Below are 7,773 nucleotides of genomic sequence, written 5' to 3' on the forward strand. Positions count from 1 at the left end.
ACATTATGGCAAGGATGGTTTAGGTTACAAACCATCCTTGAAGGGTATGAACTGGCTAAGTCTCTTGATTCACCAGACTTGTGATCAAGAGACAGCTCCTAGCCTCCCCCTAAAAGGGGGAGGAACACCCCGTCATAAGCTTCTACTCTAAAGCATAATGAGCGTGTTTAAGTTGTTTATATAACTTCTGCCAAGTGTTTTGACAGAGGAAAACTGACAAGTTTTGTTGTAAATGATCAAGTTTGATTAGAAGCGATCATACTATATTAATTATTTTCCTATACCTGTCGGCCCCTAGTATTCACGGTAAGGTGTTTATTTCTCTCTGATATTCCTCTTTATGGCTACCTCTTTAGGGTAGTTTGAGTTTGTAATTGATTTACATCAGTAATTCATTTTCTTTCATAATTAAAAATCTCGCTCAATGAAACGTTACCATAATTAGGAACCCATATGAGCAGGATGAAGCTGGTTGTCATCGGTAATGGCATGGTTGGCCATCGCTATATCGAAGATTTGGTCGAAAAAATGGAGGCATCGGCTGTTGATGTCACGGTTTTTTGTGAGGAACCGCGTGTTGCCTACGACCGCGTCCATCTTTCTTCCTACTTTTCGCACCATACCGCTGAAGAGCTTTCGCTTGTTAAGCCGGGTTTCTATCAAAAGCATGCGATTAATGTCTTGATGGGCGAGCGGGCGGTTAACATTAATCGCGAAAAGCGCGTGGTCTATTCAAATACTGGCCGTGAAGTGAGCTATGACAAATTAGTCTTGGCGACGGGCTCTTATCCCTTTGTGCCGCCGATCAAAGGCAATGAAAGTAAAGACTGCTTTGTCTACCGCACCATTGAAGATCTAAAGGCCATCGAAACGTGCGCGAAAAAGAGCAAAAGTGGCGTAGTGATAGGCGGTGGTTTACTTGGCCTTGAAGCGGCTGGCGCGCTGAAAGCGTTGGGCGTACAAACCCATGTGATTGAGTTTGCTCCGGTATTAATGGCTGAGCAACTTGACTTGCAAGGCGGTTTACAACTGCGTAATAAAATTGAGCGGATGGGGGTGCAAGTTCACACTAGCAAAAATACGCTAGAGATCGTTGCTCAAGGCGAGACCTCTCGTAATACCATGAAGTTTGCCGACGGTTCGGATTTGGAAGTTGACTTCATCGTATTTTCCGCAGGGATACGTCCTCAGGACAAATTAGCTCGTGATATGGGTCTAGACATCGCGCCGCGTGGTGGCGTTGCCATTAACGATCACTGCCAAACATCCGATCCTGATATTTACGCGATTGGCGAATGTGCTTCTTGGAATCAAACTTTCTTCGGTCTGGTCGCTCCTGGTTACAAAATGGCAACGGTTGCGGTTGATCATCTTGTGGGCAATGAGAGCCAATTTAGTGGTGCAGACATGAGCGCCAAGCTCAAACTACTGGGTGTGAAGGTGGGATCGATTGGCGATGCCAATGGGCGAACTCCGGGTTGTAAAAGCTACGTCTATCAAAATGAAGAAGATGAAGTTTATAAGCGCATTATCGTTTCTGAAGATGGTAAAAAACTGCTTGGTGCAGTTTTAGTCGGCGACACGTCAGATTACGGCGATTTACTGCAACTCAAACTCAATGATATTGAGCTGCCCAAACACCCTGACACCTTGATTCTACCTGCGCATGCTGGCGCTGAAAAACCGGCATTAGGCGCGGATGCACTACCTGATACTGCGGTGATCTGCTCTTGTTTTGATGTGACTAAAGCGAAAATTGCCCAAGCCGTGACCGATGGTCATCATACGCTCGGCGCGATTAAAGCGGTGACAGGGGCAGGATCAGGTTGTGGTGGTTGCGTGCCTTTAGTGACGTCGGTTCTGAATGCGGAACTGGCTAAATCGGGTGTGGAAGTCAAAAACGATATTTGTGAGCACTTTGCGTATTCACGCCAAGAGCTGTTCCATTTGATCCGCATTAACGGTATCAAACGTTTTGATGAGATGTTGGCAAAACATGGTCGCGGCTATGGGTGCGAAGTCTGTAAGCCAACAATTGGTTCTATTCTGGCTTCGTGTTGGGGGGATCATGTGCTCTCGCCATCGTTGGTCAGTTTGCAAGACACCAATGATAACTTCTTGGGCAACATGCAAAAAGACGGTACTTATTCGGTGATCCCACGCATGGCGGGTGGCGAAGTCACACCACAAGCGCTTGCGGTGCTAGCGAATGTCGCTCAAGAATACAAACTTTACACCAAAGTGACGGGCGCGCAGCGCATTGGTCTGTTTGGTGCTCAAAAAGACGATTTACCTGAGATTTGGCGCAAACTGATTGATGCTGGATACGAGACAGGCCAAGCCTATGCCAAAGCTCTGCGCATGGCAAAAACGTGTGTCGGTAGTACGTGGTGTCGTTTTGGTGTGCAAGACAGCGTCGGTTTGGGTGTGCTGATTGAAAACCGCTACAAAGGTATCCGTACACCACACAAGATGAAGTTTGGTGTCTCAGGTTGCACTCGCGAATGTGCCGAAGCGCAAGGGAAAGATTTAGGCTTGATCGCGACCGATGCGGGTTGGAATATGTATGTCTGCGGTAATGGTGGTATGAAGCCTCGACATGCGGATCTGCTGGCCTCTGATTTAAATGAAGCAACACTACTGAAATACATCGACCGTTTCATGATGTTCTACATTCGCACAGCCGATAAATTACAACGCACCTCAGTTTGGCTAGACAACCTAGAAGGTGGCGTTGACTACCTGCGTGAAGTGATTGTGGACGATAAGTTGGGCATTAACGATCAACTCGAAGCAGATGTGGCGAAGCTTATTGCTGATTATCGCTGTGAATGGACAGAAACGCTTAATCATCCTGAGCAATTAACTCGTTTTACTCACTTCATTAATTCTGATTTACGCGATGAGAACGTCGTGTTCGTCAGCGCTCGTGAGCAGCACCGTCCTGCGACTTATAGCGAAAAACACCCAGAAGCGAAAGGCGATATATTCCACATTGCGCTTGCTGATTCAGCAATCTCTACCCCTGTTTTGGAGAAATAACTATGGCCAATAACACAGTATTTCAAGCCATCTGTGACATTAATGACATTGTTCCCGGAACGGGTGTGTGTGCACTGGTGAATGGTGAGCAAGTGGCTCTCTTCCGTCCGACTGAGGCGCAAGAAGTGATGGCGATAAGCAATATGGATCCCTTTGCTCGAGCCAATGTGTTGTCACGCGGTTTTATTTGCCAACATCAAGAGCAGTTCTGGGTAGCAAGCCCGCTTAAAAAGCAGCGTTTCAATCTCATAACAGGCCAATGTATGGAAGATGAACGCTTTAGCGTGAAAGCTTATGCCGTGCGAGTCACCGACGGTGTGGTCGAAGTCGCGGCTTAACAGCCGCTTTTGAGACGATGAGATTCAATAGCAAAAAGGTTCCTTGTTCATCGAGTTCTCTTGGTGATGCATTGATGGTTGGGAGCCTTTATCTATTCAATTTCCCTTTTTAATTTTAACTTTGGTGACAATAAGGACCATTATGTCTTATGTAAAACCTGCCGATTTTGTGCAAACAATGATTGACGCTGGCGAAAGCAAAATCTTCATGTCAACGCGCGATACCCTGATTCGCGGCATTATGGCGGGGGCGATTCTTGCTATCGCCGTCGCTGTGGCCATTACTGCGGCTGTGCAAACCGGAGTGCCTATTGTTGGTGCTCTGGTCTTCCCTGTGGGGTTTTGTATTTTGAACCTAATGGGCTTTGATTTATTAACGGGTGTTTTTGCTTTAGCGCCTTTAGCTTTGTTTGAAAAACGCGCCGGAGTAACCAAAGCGGGCGTTCTACGGAATTGGGGCTTGGTTGGGCTAGGTAACTTAATCGGTGCCGTTGCCGTCGCCTTTTTAGTGGCGCTAACCTTCACCATGAATTTCAGTATCGAGCCGAGCGCTGTTGGGCAAGCGTTTATCAAAGCGTCTACTGCTCGCACTCTTGGCTTTGCCGAACACGGTATTAATGGCTGGATCACCGTGTTTGTGAAAGGCATCTTGTGTAACTGGATGGTGTGTTTAGGTGTGGTGGGCGCAATGACCTCAACTTCGGTCAGCGGCAAAGTGGTCGCGATGTGGCTACCTATTTTTATTTTCTTCGGTTTGGTTTTTGAACACGCTGTAGTGAATATGTACCTGTTCCCACTTGGCATGATGTTGGGCGCTAAATTCACCATCGTCGATTGGTTAGTATGGAACCAAATTCCGGCCACATTGGGTAACTTAGTGGGCGGCTTGTTATTTACCGGGTTAAGCCTTTACATGACTCACGGTAAAACCTTGCCACAACGCAACCTTGGCTAACCATTGTTAAGTGAGGTTTAACCTCGCTTAATGACGATATCCTTTTGTCGATAAGGTAGAGAGTAATCATGGTAAGCAGTGTAACGAGTCGCGGTTTTGTCTCTTTAGTGGGCGCAGGGCCGGGCGATCCCGATCTACTGACGGTTAAGGGGCTACGCGTGATCAGCCAAGCGCAAGTGGTGGTGTATGATCGTTTAGTTTCGCAAGCGATTTTAGATCTGGCGCCAAGCAGCGCGGAGATGATCTACGTTGGCAAACAGTTGGATTTTCATTGTGTGCCGCAAGATCAGATCAACCAAATTCTGGTCGATAAAGCTAAAGAAGGTAAAAAAGTTGTCCGTTTGAAAGGCGGTGATTCCTTTATTTTTGGCCGAGGTGGTGAAGAGCTCGAAACGCTGGCTGAACATCATATCGCTTATGAAGTGGTTCCGGGGATCACGGCGGCGGCAGGCTGCACGGCTTACGCGGGGATTCCGCTGACGCACCGTGATCACGCGCAAAGTGTACAATTCATTACGGGTCACTTACAAAAAGAAGGTAAAGCGATCAATTGGCGATGTTTAGCGCAAGATAATCAAACCTTGGTTTTTTATATGGGGTTAAAGCAGTGCCCGAATATCACACGAAACTTGTTGGATGCTGGCCTGAGCGCAGAAACACCTTGCGCGATTATCGAACGCGGCACTACAGATAAACAGAGAGTATTGACGGGCTCGCTTGACGATTTACCCCTTTTAGCGCAACAAGCACAAAGCCCAGCCTTGATTGTGGTCGGCAGTGTGACTCGCTTGCACGACAAATTGAAGTGGTTTGGCGTATACTAAGCGCAATTTGTAAAGCAGCGGCGAACAAGCCGCTGTTTTCGTTTCTATTTGAGAAGAGAGCTCATGGAAAAAGTTGCCATTCTTGTCGACGTTCAAAACGTCTATTACACCTGTAAAGAGAAGTACCGCCAGCATTTTGATTACAACCAATTTTGGTATGTAGCCACTCAAGGGCGAGAGGTGATTAAAGCCAATGCCTATGCGATTGCTAGCCAAGATCCTAAGCAGCGCCAGTTCCACCATATTTTGCGCGGTATTGGTTTTGAGGTTCAGCTTAAGCCCTTCATTCAGCGTCGTGATGGCAGTGCAAAAGGGGATTGGGATGTCGGTATTACTCTCGATGCGATTGAGCTGGCAGAGCAAGCGGATGTGATTGTTCTGGTATCAGGAGATGGTGATTTCGAGCTATTGGTCGAGCGGATTAAACAGCGTTTTAACAAAAAAGTAGAAGTGTACGGAGTACCAAGGCTGACGGCTCAAAGCCTTATTGATGTCGCCAGCCAGTTTGTTCCAATCGAGCAAGACTTACTGTTGTAGCTCACCTTCAGCAGGCACAATCTCACTATGTTGAGTATCTACCGTGCTGGTTGAAGCGGCTTGCTCTGCGTCTAATTTTTCACGTTCAGCTTTTGAAATATAACGAGGCTTATTGCTGCCGTGCAGCTTGGCATGCTTCTTTTTAAGATGCTTTTGCAGTGTTTGGTTAATTTTCTTTTTGCGGTTCATAGTCGTCTGCTCTTTGACACAAAGTCTTGGGTACATGAGGAACAAGGTGGCGCAGGATACTTGTTTTTATCTGCGATCTCAATGGGAGTTATTGGCAATGGAAAAAATGCATAGCGATCTTTTAACGGGAGAGCTACTCAGTGAGTTTCGCACCGTAGAGGCGATGGTGAACATTTATTGTCAGCGCCATCATCGCTGTCAATCTGGCCTCTGTACGTGTTGCAAAACCTTGTTGGAATATGCGCAAGTACGCTTAGATCGCTGTCCTTATGGCCAACATAAACCCACCTGCAACCGTTGCCCAATTCATTGCTATAAGCCTGAGCCGAAAGAACAAATAAGATTGGTGATGCGTTACGCAGGGCCAAGAATGTTGCTCTCTCACCCTATATTGGCGATCCGCCATCTACTGCATGAAAAATGTGCACTACCAGAAAAACCAAAGGCGCATGCATCAAATCGCCATCAACGATTGAACCGTGCGCCTTGCGATAAAATATGATCCGCTTTGCTGCGACTTATTTCCCCGCCACCCATTGGCGTTTGGTTTTGAGGCTTGAAGCCAACATATAAATACAAGTCGCCAGTAAAGCAATAAAGAGATAGCCCATTAAGCCTTGCGATCTTTGCATAAACCAATCAGCGATCACGGGGCCAACCACAGAGCCGATACTGTAGCTAAATAGCATAACTTGTGTCGCTGAGACAATGTAATTGGCATCGAGCTTATCACAACCTAAGTTGATGGCGATTGGGTACAGGGCAAACGTCGCCATGCCTAAGAAAAACAAGCTGGCAGCTAATATCATCATCGTTGAATCGAACAAGGTTATGGTAATCGCCGCAGAGCCAATCAAGCAAAACAGTGCCATTAATAGTGTTCGGCCCAAAAATTTTGATAGCCAAGGCACCATAGGTTGCACCGCCATGCCACCCAAAACCACAAGTGCCATTAAGCTGCCAATATCGGTATGGCTGATACCGCGTTGTTCCAATTCAACAGGCATTAGACCGTAGATAGCCCCCAAAGTGAGCCCTGAAACTCCGCAACCGAGCAAGGCGGCATGGTTTAGTTTGAGTACCTGTTTCAGTGATAGGCTGACGGCATGCTGCGTTGAAGGTTGGTCAGATTCGCCATAAATCAGCACCACACTGGCGATTAATAGCAAGGTAATGATGGCAATGAAAGGCACGCCGCCTGATACGCCTAAATAACCAATCCCTAATTGGCCCAATGCCGTTCCGCCGTAAAGCGCCGCCATATAAATACCAAGGCGTTTTGCTCGGCCTTTTTCATCACCATGCAATAGCCAAGACTCGACGACTACAAAGACACCAGCCACCGCAATACCAGCAACAAAACGTGCCACTAACCAAGCACTGGCATAGTGCAGAGCAGGTAAGGCAAAAATGGTTAACATGAGCAGCGCTAAGCACCATACAAAAGCGTTTCGGTGGCCAACGCGGTTGACAACAGGTTCAACGACTAATGCGCCGATCAATAAGCCAGCGTAAAAGGCACTGGCAAGCCAGCTTGCCAATGAGCTCTCAAGCCCGTAGTGCGGCAACATCAATGGGATCAGGCTCATTAAATAGCCTGAGGCAATCGCATAAAGCGATAGCGCAATGACCGGAACGGAAATGCGAGGTGAAGACGCGTTCACAGTGATGTTGTCCATTGACTTTGCCTCAAAACCAGAATTGATGGGATATTTTGCGGCGAATATGGAGCTGATATTGAGAAAGGTAAAACGAAAAATTATGTTCTTAACGATTAATTTTATTAATCGAAAATAAAGCAAGAGAAATGAGCAGTAAAGTTGGCATAAATCGATAAAAAATGCCAACTTTATTATTGGTTATAATGATGGATTATTTCAATATGGCT

At 46.8% G+C, this 7,773-nt stretch carries 8 protein-coding genes; 6 read left to right on the forward strand and 2 right to left on the reverse strand.

From position 1 onward, the window contains the following. Positions 1-453: 453 nt before the first annotated feature. The 5 genes from nirB (at position 454) to AACQ17_RS03565 (ending at position 5,696) form a co-directional block, all read left to right on the forward strand. The gene (gene nirB, locus AACQ17_RS03545) at positions 454-3,042 is read left to right on the forward strand and encodes a nitrite reductase large subunit NirB (RefSeq protein WP_094147825.1); all 2,589 of its coding nucleotides are present in this window, start codon (positions 454-456) and stop codon (positions 3,040-3,042) included. Positions 3,043-3,044: 2 nt separating this feature from the next. Beyond that, positions 3,045-3,380 (forward strand): nitrite reductase small subunit NirD, encoded by a 336-nt coding sequence (gene nirD, locus AACQ17_RS03550; RefSeq protein WP_047689635.1) that lies wholly within the window; start codon positions 3,045-3,047, stop codon positions 3,378-3,380. Between the two features lie 142 nt (positions 3,381-3,522). Continuing rightward, positions 3,523-4,335: a formate/nitrite transporter family protein gene (locus tag AACQ17_RS03555; protein ID WP_094147824.1), complete on the forward strand. Its 813-nt coding sequence runs from the start codon at positions 3,523-3,525 to the stop codon at positions 4,333-4,335. Between the two features lie 68 nt (positions 4,336-4,403). Then, positions 4,404-5,159, forward strand: a complete 756-nt coding sequence (gene cobA, locus AACQ17_RS03560) for a uroporphyrinogen-III C-methyltransferase (RefSeq protein WP_017047244.1) — start codon at positions 4,404-4,406, stop codon at positions 5,157-5,159. 63 nt (positions 5,160-5,222) lie between these two features. Continuing rightward, a complete protein-coding gene (locus AACQ17_RS03565; protein ID WP_010319683.1) occupies positions 5,223-5,696 on the forward strand; it encodes a LabA-like NYN domain-containing protein in 474 nt (157 codons plus the stop codon). On the opposite strand, the gene AACQ17_RS03570 is transcribed toward AACQ17_RS03565, so the two are convergent. Beyond that, positions 5,685-5,885, reverse strand: coding sequence for a DUF2986 domain-containing protein (locus tag AACQ17_RS03570; protein WP_010319684.1), 201 nt, complete (start codon positions 5,883-5,885; stop codon positions 5,685-5,687). The genes AACQ17_RS03565 and AACQ17_RS03570 overlap by 12 nt on opposite strands. 97 nt (positions 5,886-5,982) lie before the next feature. Here AACQ17_RS03570 and AACQ17_RS03575 point away from each other — a divergent pair, with 97 nt between their 5' ends. Next, positions 5,983-6,387 carry a nitrous oxide-stimulated promoter family protein gene (locus AACQ17_RS03575; protein WP_206211693.1) on the forward strand — a complete coding sequence of 135 codons (405 nt, stop codon included), beginning with the start codon at positions 5,983-5,985 and terminating at the stop codon, positions 6,385-6,387. A gap of 16 nt (positions 6,388-6,403) precedes the next feature. Here the strand turns inward: AACQ17_RS03575 and AACQ17_RS03580 are convergent, their stop codons facing one another. Then, complete coding sequence (locus AACQ17_RS03580; protein WP_017047243.1) at positions 6,404-7,564, reverse strand: MFS transporter; 1,161 nt, start codon at positions 7,562-7,564, stop codon at positions 6,404-6,406. Positions 7,565-7,773: the final 209 nt, after the last annotated feature.

It is taken from the genome of Vibrio sp. V10_P2A27P122 (assembly GCF_963874335.1).
Taxonomy (GTDB): Bacteria; Pseudomonadota; Gammaproteobacteria; order Enterobacterales; family Vibrionaceae; genus Vibrio; species Vibrio anguillarum.